Origin of the sequence: Shewanella marinintestina, from assembly GCF_023283845.1 — a bacterium.
Taxonomy (GTDB): Bacteria; Pseudomonadota; Gammaproteobacteria; order Enterobacterales; family Shewanellaceae; genus Shewanella; species Shewanella marinintestina.
In genome coordinates this window covers 1-16,392 of record NZ_JAKILC010000033.1, presented here as the reverse complement: position 1 = coordinate 16,392, position 16,392 = coordinate 1, and the positions used below count along the sequence as shown (strand labels likewise).

Genomic DNA, 16,392 nt, shown 5'->3' with positions numbered 1-16,392 from the left:
AGTACCACGACCAGCGATTGAGAAAACATCTTCGATTGGAAGAATGAATGCACCATCGATAGCACGCTCTGGCTCAGGGATGTATGTGTCTAGAGCTTCAGCTAGTTCAAGAATCTTAGCTTCCCACTCTGGCTCGCCTTCAAGAGCTTTAAGAGCAGAACCCTGGATAACTGGTAAGTCATCACCTGGGAAGTCGTACTCAGATAGAAGTTCACGAACTTCCATTTCTACTAGTTCTAGAAGTTCTTCGTCATCTACCATGTCACACTTGTTCATGAATACGATGATGAATGGAACGCCAACCTGACGTGAAAGCAGGATGTGCTCACGTGTTTGTGGCATTGGACCATCTGTAGAAGCTACTACTAGGATAGCGCCGTCCATCTGTGCAGCACCAGTGATCATGTTTTTAACATAATCCGCGTGACCTGGACAGTCTACGTGTGCGTAGTGACGTGATGGAGTATCGTACTCGATGTGAGAAGTATTAATTGTAATACCGCGCTCACGCTCTTCTGGAGCGTTATCGATCTGTGCGAAATCACGTACAGTACCGCCGAAGCTCTTAGTAAGAACTGCAGAGATAGCAGCAGTTAGAGTAGTTTTACCATGGTCAACGTGTCCGATAGTACCAACGTTAACGTGCGGTTTTACGCGTTCAAATTTTTCTTTAGCCACGATATATTCCTTTCTTTTCAGAAAATGCTCGGCTTAAAACCGAGCAATAGCAATTAAGTATATCAATAATAGAGTGAGACAGCTTAGCCCCTAGCCTCGATTATTGCTTTAGTAACATTTTGCGGTGCATCGGAGTACTTCAAAAACTCCATTGAGTATGAAGCACGCCCTTGACTGGCAGAGCGCAAATCGGTCGCATAACCGAACATTTCAGATAAAGGCACTGTTGCATGCACAAGTTTTACACCTGCGATACCATCATCCATACCTTCAATAAGGCCACGACGACGGTTTAAGTCTCCGACAACATCACCCATATAATCTTCAGGTGTTGTCACTTCAACTTTCATACAAGGTTCAAGTAAGGCAGGGTCAGCTTCAAGCGCACCCTTTTTAAAGCCCATCGAACCGGCGACTTTAAAGGCCATCTCGTTCGAGTCCACATCATGATATGAACCGTCGTACAGAGTAACCTTTACGTCGAGAACAGGGAAACCAGCTAATACGCCGCTCTTCATCTGCTCTTGAATACCTTTATCAACTGCTGGGATGTATTCCTTTGGAACCACACCACCAACAATTTCGTTGACAAATTCGTAGCCAAAACCTTCTTCTTGAGGCTCTAGCTTCAACCATACGTGACCGAATTGACCTCGACCACCTGATTGACGAACGAACTTCCCTTCAACTTCCACAGTTTTGCGGATAGTTTCACGATATGCAACTTGAGGTTTACCTACATTACACTCAACACCAAACTCGCGACGCATACGGTCTACGATGATGTCTAAGTGTAGCTCACCCATACCAGAGATCAGTGTTTGACCTGATTCTTCATCAGTTTCAACACGGAATGATGGATCTTCCATTGCAAGTTTTTGCAATGCCATCCCCATCTTATCTTGGTCTGCCTTAGTTCTAGGCTCAACAGCGATAGTAATTACAGGCTCAGGAAACTCCATGCGCTCGAGAATTACTTTATGATCGATATCACACAATGTATCGCCAGTAGTCACGTCTTTAAGACCAATAGCAGCAGCGATGTCGCCAGCGCGTACTTCTTTTATCTCTTGACGATCATTAGCGTGCATTTGCACCATACGACCAATACGCTCACGTTTTTGCTTAACAGAGTTATATACGCCAGCACCTGTTTCCAATACACCTGAATAAACACGCATAAAGGTTAAAGTCCCTACGAATGGGTCTGTTGCAATTTTAAACGCTAATGCTGAGAATGGCGCGTTATCGTCAGCTTGACGAGACGTCTCTTCTTCGTTGTCATCAATGCCCTTAATGGCAGGGACTTCAACTGGAGATGGTAGAAAATCTACCACAGCATCCAAAACGGCTTGAACACCCTTGTTCTTAAATGCAGAACCACAGGTGGCCAATACGATTTCGTTGTTTAAGGTACGCTGACGTAATGCCTTTTTGATCTCTTCTTCTGAAAGTTCCCCATCTTCTAGGTACTTTTCCATCAGTTCTTCTGTCGCTTCAGCTGCACTTTCAACTAAGTATTCACGCATTTCTGCGGCTTTCTCAGCTAAGTGCTCTGGAATCGCTTCATAAGTGAAAGTCATACCCTGATCTTCTTCAGACCAGTTAATGGCTTTCATTTTGATCAAATCGATTACACCGTTGAAATCTTCTTCTGCACCAATATTCATTTGAATTGGTACACAAGTCGCGCCAAGGCGATTACGGATCTGGTCAACAACACTATCAAAGTTTGCACCTGCGCGGTCCATCTTATTGACGAACACTAAGCGCGGTACATGATACTTATCAGCTTGTCGCCAAACAGTCTCAGATTGAGGTTCTACCCCTGATGAGCCACAAAAAACAACGACGGCACCATCTAGTACTCGCAAAGAACGCTCTACTTCAATAGTGAAGTCAACGTGACCTGGAGTGTCGATGATGTTAATGCGGTGCTCAGTGAACTGCGCATCCATTCCGCGCCAGAAAGTAGTCGTTGCGGCTGAGGTGATGGTAATACCACGTTCCTGTTCCTGCTCCATCCAGTCCATGGTAGCAGCGCCATCATGAACTTCACCGATCTTATGAGATAAGCCAGTGTAGAAAAGAACACGTTCAGTGGTAGTGGTTTTACCAGCGTCAACATGAGCACAAATACCGATATTACGGTAGCGCTCAATTGGAGTTGTACGAGCCACGATTTATACCCTCTTAGCTAAATCTGAGTGTTAGCAATGCAAGTAAGGCGTGGGACAATGCCCACGCCAAGATATTACCAGCGGTAATGAGCAAACGCTTTGTTTGCTTCAGCCATACGATGCACGTCTTCGCGCTTCTTAACAGCTGTACCTTTGTTTTCAGATGCGTCTAACATTTCACCTGCTAGACGTAAAGCCATAGATTTTTCACCACGCTTACGTGCAGCTTCAACCAACCAGCGCATCGCTAGTGCGTTACGACGCACAGGACGAACTTCACATGGTACCTGGTAAGTAGAACCACCAACACGACGAGATTTAACCTCGACTGATGGACGTACGTTGTCCAGGGCTGCTTCAAGGATTACTAAATGATCTTCGCCTTTCTTTTCAGACGCAGTATCTAGTGCCTTGTAAATAATTTTTTCTGCAGTCGACTTTTTGCCGTCCTGCATAATGACGTTGATGAACTTAGCCAGCAACTCACTTTTGAACTTTGGATCTGGTAGGATTTTACGTTGTCCTACAACGCGACGTCTTGGCATAACAATTTCTCCGTATGCTTCAGGGACCCCAAAACTGGAATCTCAATAAAAACTAGCTTGGCCTTACTTAACGGAAAACGTTAAGACTTAGGACGCTTAGCACCGTACTTAGAACGACCTTGACGACGTTCACTTACACCAGCACAGTCTAATGCGCCGCGTACAGTGTGGTAACGCACACCCGGTAAGTCTTTTACACGACCGCCACGGATTAGAATTACGCTGTGTTCCTGCAGGTTGTGGCCTTCACCGCCGATGTACGAAGTAACTTCGAAACCGTTAGTTAGACGCACACGAGCTACTTTACGTAGTGCAGAGTTAGGTTTTTTTGGTGTAGTAGTGTATACGCGAGTACAAACACCACGTTTTTGTGGACACGCAGCTAGCGCAGGTACGTTAGTCTTATCGACTTTCGGTGCGCGAGGCTTACGTACCAACTGGTTTACAGTTGCCATGTATAGCTCCGAATCAGTTGACTAAATCAACAGTAAGGTGTGAAAAATCTATATCCCACAGGTGTGGGACGCGAAATTTTAGAAGTGTATGGTCTATCTGTCAAGAAATAGACAACTTTTAACCGATTTAAAGTAAAAAAAAGGCGCCAAAAGCGCCTTTTTTACAATCTATTTACTTTTTAGCACCGAATTAATCGTTGCTACCAGCTAGATTTAGTAGATCTGCAAGGTTCTGCTCAGCTTCGCTTGCACTAATCACTGGTGCTTCTTCAGCAGCAGGTTTAACTGCAGCTTCAGCACGCTTCTGGTGGTATGAGTAACCTGTACCAGCAGGGATTAGACGACCAACAATTACGTTCTCTTTCAAGCCACGTAACTTATCGCTCTTACCACCAACAGCAGCTTCAGTAAGAACACGAGTGGTCTCCTGGAACGATGCTGCAGAGATGAACGATTCAGTCGCTAGAGACGCCTTGGTAATACCAAGAAGCTCGCGTTCAAATGTTGCAGGCTGCTTACCTTGTGCTTCAAGTTCGCGGTTAGCGATCTTAACACGTGATACTTCAGCTTGTTCACCCGGTAGGAATTCACTGTCACCAGCGTCTACGATCTCACACTTACGCAGCATCTGGCGAATGATCACCTCAATGTGCTTATCGTTGATCTTAACGCCCTGTAGACGGTAAACGTCCTGTACTTCATTCACGATGTAGTTAGCCACATTGTGGATACCACGTAGACGTAGAATGTCGTGAGCTGCTTCTGGACCATCAGCAATAACTTCACCGCGTTCAACTTTTTCACCTTCGAACACGTTTAGGTTACGCCACTTAGGAATCATCTCTTCGTAGTGCTCACCACCATCAGCTGGGGTAATTACTAGACGACGCTTACCTTTGGTTTCTTTACCGAACGAGATAGTACCCGATACTTCAGCAAGAATAGCTGGCTCTTTTGGCTTACGCGCTTCGAACAAGTCGGCTACGCGCGGTAGACCACCGGTAATATCGCGAGTCTTCGAAGATTCTTGAGGAATACGTGCTAATGCATCACCAACGTTAATTGGTGCGTTATCGTCAAGATTCACAATCGCGTGACCTGGTAAGAAGTATTGCGCAGGTACTTCAGTACCTGGGATCATCAAATCGCTACCATCAGCAGCAACAAGACGGATCATTGGACGCATCTCTTTACCAGCAGTAGGACGTTGACCTACTTCTAGTACCACGATTGAAGAAAGACCAGTTAGTTCGTCTGTTTGACGTGTCATAGTGACACCTTCAATCATATCTACGAACTTAATACTACCCGCCACTTCAGTAATAATTGGGTGAGTATGCGGATCCCACTTAGCGATAATTTCGCCAGCAGCTACGCCATCATCTTCCAATTTCTCAAGTACAGTACCGTAAGGAACCTTATAACGCTCTTTCTCACGACCTAGCTCATCAATAATAGCTAGCTCAGAAGAACGCGATACGATTACCAGCTTACCGTTGCTGTTAGTTACAAACTTAGCGTTATGTAACTTAAGGGTACCTGAGTTCTTAACTTGAACGTTGTTCTCAGCTGAAGCTCGAGACGCCGCACCACCGATGTGGAAAGTACGCATCGTAAGCTGTGTTCCTGGCTCACCAATTGACTGAGCAGCAACAACACCGATTGCTTCACCTTCGTTAATGATATGACCACGAGCCAAATCACGACCGTAACAAGCTTTACACACACCGAAGTCTGTATCACAGCTAATTACTGAACGAACAATCATTTCGTCGATAGAGTTGTCTTCAACGATGTCACACCATGCTTCGTCAAGAAGCGTGTTACGTGGCACAAGCACTTCTTCAGTACCAGGCTTGAACACGTCTTGTGCAACAACACGACCAAGAACACGCTCACGTAACGGCTCAACTACATCACCACCTTCAATAAGCGGTTTCATAGTTAGACCTTCGTAAGTGCCACAGTCATCTTCAATAACAACTAAATCTTGCGCAACGTCTACTAGACGACGAGTCAGGTAACCAGAGTTAGCTGTCTTCAATGCCGTATCCGCAAGACCCTTACGCGCACCGTGAGTAGAAATAAAGTACTGAGATACGTTTAGACCTTCACGGAAGTTAGCCACAATTGGGGTTTCGATGATTGAGCCATCTGGCTTAGCCATCAGACCACGCATACCGGCCAACTGACGAATCTGTGCAGCACTACCACGAGCGCCTGAGTCGGCCATCATGTAGATGCTGTTGAACGATTCTTGTTGCTCTTCTTCGCCATCACGGTTAATCACTGTCTCTTTAGACAGGTTTTCCATCATCGCTTTAGAAACTTTTTCGTTCGCGCTTGCCCAGATATCGATTACTTTGTTGTAACGCTCACCGGCTGTTACTAGACCAGATTGGAACTGCTCTTGAATTTCAAGAACTTCCGCTTCAGCATCCGCTACTAGCGTGTACTTAAGATCTGGAATAACCATATCGTCGATACCTACAGAGGCACCCGAGATAGTTGCAAAGTGGAAACCTGTGTACATCAATTGGTCAGCAAAGATAACGGTATCTTTAAGACCTAGTTGACGGTAACAAGTGTTCAATAGCTTAGAGATCTGCTTCTTGCCCATGTTTTGGTTAACCAAATCATAAGAAAGACCTTTCGGTAAGATCTGTGAAAGCAATGCACGACCAACGGTTGTATCAACAACACGACGAGTCTTAACTTTTTCGCCAGCTTCGTTCGTCGTTGTTTCCGTAATACGTACTTTAACGCGAGCGTGTAGCTCAGCAACACCAGTGCGGTAAGCTTTTTCAGCTTCAGCCACATCAGCGAATGCCATGCCTTCACCCTTGCCGTTGATACGCTCACGGCTAGTGTAGTAAAGACCCAATACAACGTCCTGTGATGGTGTAATCACTGGTTCACCGTTTGCAGGTGAAAGGATGTTGTTGGTAGACATCATTAGTGAACGTGCTTCTAACTGCGCTTCAAGCGTTAGTGGCACGTGAACAGCCATTTGGTCACCGTCGAAGTCGGCGTTGTATGCCGCACAAACCAATGGGTGAAGCTGAATTGCTTTACCTTCGATTAGTACTGGCTCAAATGCCTGGATACCTAATCTGTGAAGTGTTGGTGCACGGTTAAGCATCACTGGATGTTCGCGGATCACGTCATCTAGCACGTCCCAAACTTCTGGTACTTCGCGCTCAACCATCTTCTTAGCAGCTTTAATAGTTGTAGCTAAGCCACGACCTTCTAGCTTGCCATAGATGAATGGCTTGAATAGCTCAAGTGCCATCTTCTTAGGAAGACCACACTGGTGTAGACGTAAAGTAGGACCTACGGTAATTACCGAACGACCAGAATAGTCAACACGCTTACCTAGCAAGTTCTGACGGAAACGACCTTGCTTACCTTTGATCATATCGGCCAAAGATTTAAGCGGACGCTTGTTAGAACCCGTAATAGCACGACCACGACGACCGTTATCTAATAGTGCATCAACAGATTCTTGCAACATACGCTTTTCGTTGCGTACGATGATATCTGGAGCAGCTAGGTCTAACAGACGCTTTAGACGGTTGTTACGGTTGATTACACGACGGTAAAGGTCGTTCAAATCAGACGTAGCAAAACGTCCGCCATCTAGTGGAACTAGTGGACGTAGATCTGGTGGCAGAACCGGCAGCACTTTAAGGATCATCCACTCAGGCTTGTTACCTGAAGTGAAGAATGCCTCAATAAGCTTAAGACGCTTAGTGATCTTCTTACGACGAGTCTCAGAATTGATTGATGGCAATTCTTCGCGCATCATTTCAATTTCTTTCTCAAGATCGATAGCACGTAGCAATTCTAGAACTGCTTCAGCACCCATCTTAGCTTCGAATTCATCACCGTACTCTTCCAATGCATCCAGATAGTTTTCTTCTGTTAGCATTTGGCCGCGTTCAAGACTGGTCATGCCAGGCTCGATTACCACGAAAGATTCGAAGTAAAGTACACGTTCGATATCACGAAGAGTCATGTCTAGCATCAAACCGATACGAGACGGCAGTGACTTCAAGAACCAAATGTGTGCAACTGGGCTAGCAAGATCGATGTGACCCATACGCTCACGACGCACTTTAGTCTGTGTAACTTCAACGCCACACTTTTCACAGATCACACCACGGTGCTTAAGACGCTTATACTTACCGCATAAACATTCGTAATCTTTTACTGGACCAAAAATACGCGCACAGAACAAACCTTCACGCTCAGGCTTGAATGTACGGTAGTTAATGGTTTCTGGCTTCTTAACTTCACCAAAAGACCAAGAGCGGATTAGATCTGGCGACGCTAGGCCGATCTTAATACCTTCAAATTCTTCAGTCTTGCTTTGCTGTTTCAGAAACTTTAATAAGTCTTTCACGTTTCTCTCCTGAAGGAGTTAAACCGGGTGCCCTGCAAATGCAGAGCACCAATTTCTTTTGCCATAGAGGCAGTAACCAAGTGTTACTTTTGATCCAGCTCGATATTAATACCGAGTGAACGGATCTCTTTCAACAATACGTTGAAAGATTCAGGCATACCTGGTTGCATCTGATGGTTACCGTCGACGATGTTCTTATACATCTGAGTACGACCGTTCACATCGTCCGACTTAACGGTTAGCATTTCCTGAAGTGTATATGCTGCACCGTAAGCTTCAAGTGCCCATACTTCCATCTCACCGAAACGCTGACCACCGAACTGTGCTTTACCACCCAATGGTTGCTGAGTAACAAGACTGTACGAACCGGTAGAACGGGCGTGCATCTTATCGTCAACCAAGTGGTTAAGTTTTAGCATATACATGTAACCAACGGTTACTTTACGCTCAAACTCATTACCAGTACGACCATCACACAGAGTCAATTGACCTGATTGCGGTAGACCTGCAAGCTCAAGCATCTGCTTGATCTCTTTCTCTTTGGCACCATCAAACGCAGGTGTTGCAATTGGAACACCGCCTTTTAGGTTTTTAGCAAGACGCAAGATTTCATCATCAGTAAATGTATCGATGTCTACGCGCTGCTGCACTTCGTCACCTAAGTCATAAACTTGCTTGATGTATCCGCGAAGTTCTGCCAATTCGCGCTGCTCTTCTAGCATTTCAGTAATACGATTACCGATGCCTTTCGCTGCAGCACCCATATGAACTTCAAGTACCTGACCGATGTTCATACGTGAAGGTACACCTAGTGGGTTCAATACGATGTCCACTGGGTCGCCTTTTTCGTCGTATGGCATGTCTTCAATAGGACAAATCTTAGAGATTACACCCTTGTTACCATGACGACCCGCCATCTTATCACCAGGCTGGATAGTACGCTTAACCGCTAGGTAAACCTTAACGATCTTCAGTACACCAGGTGCTAAGTCATCACCTTGAGTGATCTTACGGCGTTTGATTTCAAACTTCTTATCGAAATCGGCTTTTAGCTCTTCCGCTTGCTCAGCTAGCTGTTCTAGCTCAGTTTGCTTCGCTTCGTCATCGATTGTTTGAATCAATAACTGTGAGCGTGGAATTGCATTAAGTTGCGCTTCATCGAAACCAGCACCTAGTAATAGGTTGCGAGCACGACCAAGAACACCTTCTTCAAGAATTTGGAACTCTTCAGTCAAATCCTTCTTCGCCTGAGCGATATGCATCTCTTCGATTTCTACAGCACGCTTGTCTTTCTCAACGCCGTCACGAGTAAATACTTGTACGTCGATGATAGTACCTTTAACAGAGTTAGGTACACGTAGTGAGCTGTCTTTAACGTCAGAGGCTTTCTCGCCGAAGATTGCACGGAGAAGCTTCTCTTCTGGAGTCAGCTGAGTTTCACCTTTAGGTGTTACTTTACCAACTAGGATGTCGCCACCCTTAACTTCTGCACCGATATAAACGATACCTGATTCGTCAAGCTTAGAAAGCGCAGACTCACCAACGTTTGGAATATCAGCTGTGATCTCTTCGCTACCCAACTTAGTATCACGAGCAATACATGAAAGCTCCTGAATGTGGATAGTTGTAAAACGGTCTTCTTGAGCTACACGCTCAGAAATCAAAATCGAGTCTTCGAAGTTGTAACCGTTCCAAGGCATGAACGCGATACGCATGTTCTGACCAAGAGCCAAATCACCTAAATCGGTAGATGGACCATCAGCAAGAACGTCGCCACGAACAATTGGGTCACCGACAGAACAACAAGGACGTTGGTTAATACAAGTGTTCTGGTTAGAACGCGTGTACTTAGTCAAGTTGTAGATATCGATACCCGCTTCGCCTGGAGTCAGCTCAGCTTCGTTAACTTTAACAACGATACGGCTTGCATCTACGTAGTCAACATAACCACCACGCTTTGCAGCAACAACCACGCCTGAGTCAACAGCAAGTGTACGTTCAATACCAGTACCAACTAGAGGCTTATCAGCCTTAAGTGTAGGAACTGCCTGACGTTGCATGTTCGCACCCATCAATGCACGGTTCGCGTCATCGTGTTCTAGGAACGGAATTAGTGATGCCGCAACAGAAATAATCTGTTGTGGTGATACGTCCATATATTGGATGTCAGATGCACCCATAAACGTTGAATCACCTTTGTGACGACAAGCAATTAGCTCGTCCATCATGCGGTTGTTTTCATCTAATTCTACGTTTGCCTGAGCAATAACGTAACGGCCTTCTTCGATTGCTGATAAGTAATCTACTTCTTCAGTAACCACGCCATCGATTACCTTGCGGTAAGGCGTTTCTAAGAAACCATAGTTGTTAGTACGCGCAAAGGTTGACAACGAGTTGATCAAACCAATGTTTGGACCTTCTGGCGTTTCGATTGGACATAGACGACCGTAGTGAGTCGGGTGTACGTCTCGAACTTCGAAACCAGCACGTTCACGTGTTAGACCACCTGGACCTAGAGCAGAGATACGACGCTTATGCGTCACTTCTGACAATGGGTTGTTTTGGTCCATGAACTGTGAAAGCTGTGAAGAGCCAAAGAATTCTTTAACAGCAGCAGAAATTGGCTTAGCGTTGATCAAGTCCTGAGGCATAAGCTCATTCAGATCGCCAAGGCTTAAACGCTCACGTACGGCACGTTCTACACGAACTAGACCAACACGGAACTGGTTTTCAGCCATTTCACCAACACTACGGATACGACGGTTACCTAGGTGATCGATATCATCTACTTCGTCCAAACCATTACGGATGGCGATGATGTTCTTCATCACGGCAACGATATCTTCTTTCGAAAGGATACCCGTACCTTCGTCGTCATCAATGCTTAGACGACGGTTGAACTTCATACGACCTACTTTAGATAGGTCATAACGCTCTTCACTGAAGAACAAGTTCTGGAATAGTGCTTCTGCAGCATCTTTGGTTGGTGGCTCACCAGGACGCATCATACGGTAGATTTCAACTAGCGCTTCTAGGCGGTTAGTTGTTGAATCAATACGTAGAGTGTCAGAGATGTAAGCACCGTTATCAAGTTCGTTGATATACAGAGTGCTGATCTCTTTGATGCCAGCCATTGATAGCTTAGCAAGATCTTCAAGACTGATTTCGGCGTTAGCAGAAACCAATACTTCGCCTGTATCTGGATCAATATAGTCTTGACCAGAAATCTTACCAGAGATGTACTCTACTGGTACTTCAAGCTCAGTTGTGTTTGACTTTTCAAGTTGGCGAATGTGACGTGCAGTGATGCGACGACCTTTCTCAACTAATACTGTACCGTCAGCGTCTTTAATATCATAACTTGCAGTTTCGCCACGTAGACGGTCTGCAACAAGATCCATTACTAATGAATCTTTCTTGATCTTAAAGTTAACGCGATCGAAGAACAGGTCAAGGATATCTTGAGTTGAATAATCTAGCGCGCGCAGAATGATCGAAGCCGCAAGTTTACGACGACGGTCAATACGTACGAATAGCGCATCTTTAGGATCGAATTCAAAGTCTAACCAAGAACCACGGTAAGGAATAATACGTGCGTTATACAGCACCTTACCTGAAGAGTGGGTTTTACCACGGTCATGATCAAAGAATACGCCTGGGCTACGATGTAGCTGAGACACGATTACACGCTCAGTACCGTTGATAACAAAGGTACCGTTGTCAGTCATAAGAGGGATATCCCCCATATAGACTTCTTGTTCTTTAATGTCTTTTACTGTGCCAGGTGCAGCTTCACGGTCATACAGAACCATACGCAGTTTAACGCGTAGAGGTGCAGAGTATGTAACACCGCGGATTTGACACTCTTTCACATCAAAAACTGGCTCGCCTAGCTTGTAGCTGACATATTGCAGCTCAGAATTACCAGAAAAGCTCTTGATGGGAAAAACGCTACGGAAAGCAGCTTCAAAGCCACGCTCACCAGTAGGATCTTGATCGGTGAACTTCTTAAAAGAGTCCAACTGGATTGACAAAAGGTAAGGGATGTCTAAAACACGTTGACGTTTACCAAAGTCTTTGCGAATACGCTTCTTTTCAGAATAGGAGTAAACCATGGGTTTCCTCTGATTGCGAGATGTGACCAAGTCTGAATCAACCTAATGTTGAAACAGCGCGTTTGCCCATCACCGTTGAAAGCAAGAACCCAACCAGTAATCTCTGCTAGGAACTGCGAAATCTGGCGATAAACGGTGAAAAAAAAATCGCCTGCGCTTACAGCGCAAAAAAGGCCGACGGTTAAAAAACCGCCAGCCTCCGCCCGATTACTCGGGAGGTTGTAAGTTAGAGTATAACTTACTTGATCTCTACTGCAGCACCAGCCGCTTCTAGATCAGCTTTAAGAGCTTCAGCTTCTTCTTTAGAGATAGCTTCTTTAACTGCTACTGGAGCAGATTCAGCCATGCCTTTAGCTTCTTTCAGGCCTAGACCTGTAGCGCCACGAAGAGCTTTAATTACAGCAACTTTGTTGTCGCCGTGAGAAGTAAGAATTACGTCGAATTCTGTTTTCTCTTCAACAGCAGCAGCATCGCCACCACCTGAAACAACAGCAGCAGCAGCAGAAACGCCGAACTTCTCTTCCATTGCTTCGATTAGTTCAACAACTTCCATTACAGACATTGCTGCAAGGGCTTCTAAGATTTGGTCTTTAGTGATAGACATAACAAAAGTTTCCTAATTGTACTGAATTCAATTTTAATTAAGCGGCTAATAAATTTATTAAGCAGCTTCTTTCTGATCGCGTAAAGCGGCCAATGTACGAACGAACTTGCCAGCAGATGCTTCTTTTAGAGTCATCATGAACTGAGCTAGTGCTTCTTCGTAAGTTGGTAGTTTTGCTAAACGATCAATATTTTCTGCAGGGATTAATTCCCCTTCAAAGGCTGCTGCTTTGATTTCGAACTTCTCTTGTGATTTAGCGAAGTCTTTAAGAAGACGCGCTGCTGCACCTGGGTGCTCATTAGAGAATGCAATCAAAGTAGGACCAGTAAACGTTTCGTTTAGGCACTCAAAATCAGTACCAGCAACAGCGCGTTTAACAAGAGTGTTACGTACTACACGAATATACACTCCAGCTTCACGAGCTGCTTTACGAAGTCCGGTCATATTAGCTACAGTTACGCCGCGAGAATCGGCTACAACTGCAGATAAAGCACCTTTGGCAGCTTCGTTGACTTCAGCAACAATCGCTTTTTTGTCTTCGAGTCCTAACGCCATTGGTATACTCCTGGATTCTATCTAGGGAAAACTCCCTAGCAATTACCATGCTAAACATCTATTGATGCCTAGCGACTTACGGCGCGAAAAATTCCAGCAGACAAAAATCTATCTGGGGTCCGACACCGTCTACGCAGGAAATTAAGTTAATCTTTTGACTAACACCTACGGTCTTGGACGGAGGCTATTAGCTAACCTAAAAGGTTAATCCATAGCCCCAACCCTACAAAGTGCGCGCATTATAGACTAACGCGCGAGCTTTGTAAATTTACTTTGCGTCTTCCAGAGAACCCTGGTCAACCGCAACACCTGCACCCATAGTGGTAGAGATGCTTACTTTCTTAATGAAAACGCCTTTAGCAGCAGCTGGCTTAGCTTTCTTAAGCGCGCCAATTAGTGCTTCTAAGTTTTCTTTAAGTTGAGCTGGTTCGAAGTCCACTTTACCGATAGTAGTGTGGATGATACCGTTCTTATCGTTACGGTAGCGTACTTGACCCGCTTTAGCGTTCTTAACTGCTTCAGCAACGTTTGGCGTTACAGTACCAGTTTTTGGGTTAGGCATAAGACCACGTGGGCCTAAGATTTGACCTAACATACCAACAACGCGCATTGCATCTGGAGATGCGATAACTACGTCGAAGTTCATTTCGCCAGCTTTGATCTGTGCAGCAAGCTCGTCCATACCAACAAGCTCAGCGCCAGCTTCTTTAGCAGCTTCAGCGTTAGCACCTTGAGTGAACACAGCAACACGTACTTCACGACCAGTACCGTGTGGTAGCACAGTAGCGCCACGAACGTTTTGGTCAGATTTACGTGGGTCAACACCTAGGTTAACTGCAACGTCAACACTTTCTAGGAACTTAGCAGTAGCTAGTTCTTTAAGAAGTGCAACAGCTTCATTGATGTCGTAGCTTTTAGTCGCTTCAACTTTCTCGCGAATTAGACGAGCGCGTTTAGTTAGCTTTGCCATTATATTAGTCCTCTACTACCAAACCCATTGAACGCGCAGTACCTTCAATTGAGCGAGTCATCGCTTCAATATCAGCACCAGTCATATCAGCGGCTTTAGTCTCAGCAATTTCCTGGACAGCGCTACGCTTGATAGTTCCCACTTTTTCAGTGTTAGGACGGCCAGAACCTGATTTCAGACCTGATGCTTTAAGCAGTAGGAAAGACGCAGGTGGAGTCTTAGTTTCGAAAGTGAAAGAGCGATCAGTGTAAACAGTGATAACTACAGGAATTGGCATACCTTTCTCGAACTTTTCAGTACGAGCGTTGAATGCTTTACAGAATTCCATGATGTTAACACCTTTCTGACCCAATGCAGGGCCTACTGGTGGCGACGGGTTTGCAGCACCGGCTGCTACTTGCAGTTTGATGTAACCATCAACTTTCTTTGCCATGAGACATTTTCCTCAAGTTTGGGTTCAAACGCTATCAGCACTATGCTGAACAGCTCCCCGAAAAATATGGGAGCGAATTATATATAAATTCGCTCCCATTTCCAAATAGTATTTGCGCTTTATTTAATCAGCTTTTTTCAATCTGACTAAAATCAAGTTCTACAGGTGTTGAACGACCGAAGATCATTACAGAAACCTTAACGCGGTTCTTCTCATAATCGACTTCTTCAACAGTACCGTTAAAGTCAGCAAAAGGTCCGTCAGTAACACGAACAACTTCACCAGCTTCAAACATAACGCGATGCGTTGGAGACTCAGTAGTTTCTTGTAGACGCTGTAAAATAGCATCAGCTTCTTTATCAGAAATTGGTGCTGGACGATCAGACGTACCACCGATGAAGCCCATTACACGAGGGATGCTTTTCACCAAGTGCCAGCTTTCATCGTTCATTTCCATCTGGACTAATACATAGCCAGGGAAAAACTTACGCTCGCTCTTACGACGTTGGCCTGCACGCATTTCAACTACTTCTTCAGTAGGAACAAGAACCTCACCAAAGTAAGCTTCCATTTCGTGCATTCTGATATGTTCAAGCAGAGTTTTGCATACACGGCCTTCATAGCCGGAAAACGCTTGAATTACATACCATCTCTTTTTAGCTTCAGTAGCTTCAGTCATACTTAATGCCTATACGCCTGTAATAAAATTAACAATTCTAAGCAATACTGCATCTAGGCCCCATAGGATTAAACCTAAAACGGCTGTTGCAGCTAATACAATAAAAGTTGTATTGAGTGCTTCTTGACGCGTAGGCCAAACCACTTTACGAACTTCAATCTGTGATTCACGAGCAAAAGTTAAAGCTTGCTTGCCTTTTTCTGTTTGCAACGCGATGAAACCAGCGATAGCAAAAGTCACGACTACACTCAGAGCGCGAACCACAACATTTGCTTCATTAAAATATTGATTGCCAATAATTGCAGCAGCCAACAAGACTACGACTAGGCCCCACTTTACGATATCCAGAGAGTTACCCTGGCTTTCAGTATTTGTTGTCATCGGTTAATTCCGTTACTCACTACGATCTGAGTCAAGTGACGCTATTAAAAACAGCGTTTTGCTCAGTGAAAAATTCAGTCAGACTCGCTATCCGAACTGGCGACCGCTCAATATACTCAGATAAAGTATAATCAACGACTCAAAAATCGGTCATAGATTGTATTCTTATTCCACTTATTTGGCAAGAATACATAGCGCAGCTTAACTAACAAATTCAACCAAAATGCAATAAAAACAAAAAAGGCAGCCTAAGCTGCCTTTTTCAGTATCGAGTTAAGACTCGTTGCTAATTAAGCAACGATCTCAGCTACAACACCAGCACCAACTGTACGGCCACCTTCACGGATAGCGAAGCGTAAACCTTCGTCCATCGCGATTGGGCAGATTAGAGT

Annotated in this window: 13 protein-coding genes; all 13 read right to left on the bottom strand. The window is 44.9% G+C overall.

What is annotated here, in order from left to right; all coding sequences use genetic code 11:
• Nucleotides 1-678, bottom strand: a 678-nt coding sequence (locus tag L2747_RS21195) for a GTP-binding protein (protein ID WP_249000906.1), incomplete at its 3' end; no start/stop codon positions are given.
• 83 nt (nucleotides 679-761) lie between these two features.
• On the bottom strand, nucleotides 762-2,858 hold the full coding sequence (fusA, locus tag L2747_RS21190; protein WP_249000905.1) for an elongation factor G: 2,097 nt from the start codon (nucleotides 2,856-2,858) through the stop codon (nucleotides 762-764).
• A gap of 74 nt (nucleotides 2,859-2,932) precedes the next feature.
• On the bottom strand, nucleotides 2,933-3,403 hold the full coding sequence (gene rpsG / locus L2747_RS21185; protein ID WP_012153455.1) for a 30S ribosomal protein S7: 471 nt from the start codon (nucleotides 3,401-3,403) through the stop codon (nucleotides 2,933-2,935).
• Between the two features lie 80 nt (nucleotides 3,404-3,483).
• Complete coding sequence (gene rpsL / locus L2747_RS21180) at nucleotides 3,484-3,858, bottom strand: 30S ribosomal protein S12 (protein WP_012153454.1); 375 nt, start codon at nucleotides 3,856-3,858, stop codon at nucleotides 3,484-3,486.
• A gap of 190 nt (nucleotides 3,859-4,048) precedes the next feature.
• Nucleotides 4,049-8,263 carry a DNA-directed RNA polymerase subunit beta' gene (gene rpoC, locus L2747_RS21175; protein WP_249000904.1) on the bottom strand — a complete coding sequence of 1,405 codons (4,215 nt, stop codon included), beginning with the start codon at nucleotides 8,261-8,263 and terminating at the stop codon, nucleotides 4,049-4,051.
• Nucleotides 8,264-8,346: 83 nt separating this feature from the next.
• Nucleotides 8,347-12,378, bottom strand: a complete 4,032-nt coding sequence (gene rpoB / locus L2747_RS21170; RefSeq protein WP_249000903.1) for a DNA-directed RNA polymerase subunit beta — start codon at nucleotides 12,376-12,378, stop codon at nucleotides 8,347-8,349.
• Between the two features lie 238 nt (nucleotides 12,379-12,616).
• Nucleotides 12,617-12,982: a 50S ribosomal protein L7/L12 gene (gene rplL, locus L2747_RS21165; RefSeq protein WP_249000902.1), complete on the bottom strand. Its 366-nt coding sequence runs from the start codon at nucleotides 12,980-12,982 to the stop codon at nucleotides 12,617-12,619.
• 57 nt (nucleotides 12,983-13,039) lie between these two features.
• Nucleotides 13,040-13,537, bottom strand: a complete 498-nt coding sequence (gene rplJ, locus L2747_RS21160) for a 50S ribosomal protein L10 (protein ID WP_249000901.1) — start codon at nucleotides 13,535-13,537, stop codon at nucleotides 13,040-13,042.
• Nucleotides 13,538-13,805: 268 nt separating this feature from the next.
• Nucleotides 13,806-14,507: a 50S ribosomal protein L1 gene (gene rplA / locus L2747_RS21155; RefSeq protein WP_220781337.1), complete on the bottom strand. Its 702-nt coding sequence runs from the start codon at nucleotides 14,505-14,507 to the stop codon at nucleotides 13,806-13,808.
• A gap of 4 nt (nucleotides 14,508-14,511) precedes the next feature.
• The gene (gene rplK / locus L2747_RS21150) at nucleotides 14,512-14,940 is read right to left on the bottom strand and encodes a 50S ribosomal protein L11 (RefSeq protein WP_249000900.1); all 429 of its coding nucleotides are present in this window, start codon (nucleotides 14,938-14,940) and stop codon (nucleotides 14,512-14,514) included.
• 127 nt (nucleotides 14,941-15,067) lie between these two features.
• Entirely contained in the window at nucleotides 15,068-15,619 is a 552-nt protein-coding gene (gene nusG, locus L2747_RS21145) for a transcription termination/antitermination protein NusG (RefSeq protein ID WP_220781338.1), read from the bottom strand.
• A 9-nt stretch (nucleotides 15,620-15,628) separates the two neighbouring features.
• Nucleotides 15,629-16,000 carry a preprotein translocase subunit SecE gene (gene secE, locus L2747_RS21140; RefSeq protein WP_249000899.1) on the bottom strand — a complete coding sequence of 124 codons (372 nt, stop codon included), beginning with the start codon at nucleotides 15,998-16,000 and terminating at the stop codon, nucleotides 15,629-15,631.
• A 290-nt stretch (nucleotides 16,001-16,290) separates the two neighbouring features.
• Nucleotides 16,291-16,392, bottom strand: a 102-nt coding sequence (locus L2747_RS21135) for an EF-Tu C-terminal domain-related protein (protein ID WP_487250653.1), incomplete at its 5' end; no start/stop codon positions are given.